The 871-nt window shown below is 39.3% G+C and carries 1 protein-coding gene; it reads left to right on the top strand.

The window, feature by feature from the left end; translation table 11 throughout:
- Positions 1-871 (top strand): hypothetical protein (locus ACNOHI_RS24640; protein ID WP_420477368.1); only part of this gene is annotated, 871 nt, incomplete at both ends.

The raw sequence follows: 871 nt of genomic DNA, 5'->3' as shown, positions 1-871 counted from the left end.
TTGAAAAATACAGTCATTCTGATATACATATAAACCCAGTATGTGGGGAGAATAATGGATCGATAAAATTACTTAATTTAATGCATGTGCTTAAGGTAGAGTGGTTTAATGATCAAAATCAGAAAGTAGGCGAAGGAAGCGAAATTAAAAACCTGGGGCCAGGCACATACTATGCAAAAGCCAGCAACGGCAATTGTTATACAAGAAGCCAGAATATTAAACTTGAGAATAGCGTACCCATAATTCACGATCAACTCCTTCAGATAATACGGCCGTCTTGCGGGTTAAATAACGGAAGTATAAAAGGGTTGATAGGTGCAAATACGGTTTACGATGTATTAGAGACAAAATGGATAGATAAATCCAACACCGTAATTACTACTGGAACATCCGATCTTAATAATGTACCACCAGGAGAGTATACGTTTATTGTTACTAATTCAGGGGGGTGTTCAACTAGCTATGGGCCGATTGTGTTGGCGAATCAATCGGGCCCTTCTATAGATCAGACTGGTCTTGCAATTACCGGTAGCTATTGTGACGCCTCAACCGGATCTATAGAAAATATTAAAGTGGCCGGAACAGGCACTATCACTTACATATGGCGAAATGCTGACGGAGTAACAGTGGGAATGCAAAACGATCTGCAAAATGTTCCTGCGGGGCAATATACACTTGAAGTAAGCGATGATAGTTCCTGTCCTGCTTTACAATCTCAGCCTATTATTGTTAATGAAATTAATGGAATCGAAATAAACAACACAAATGTGGTGATACAAAAAGCAAGTTGTAATGGGGCAAACGGACGTATCTCAGGGTTATTGGTTACAGGTGCAACAAATTATAAATGGCTGGACAGCGATAATAATCA

The organism is Noviherbaspirillum sp. ST9 (assembly GCF_048799745.1).
Classification (GTDB): domain Bacteria; phylum Pseudomonadota; class Gammaproteobacteria; order Burkholderiales; family Burkholderiaceae_D; genus Noviherbaspirillum.
The sequence above is the reverse complement of the archived record's forward strand: the minus strand, read 5'-3'. Positions and strand labels throughout refer to the sequence as shown.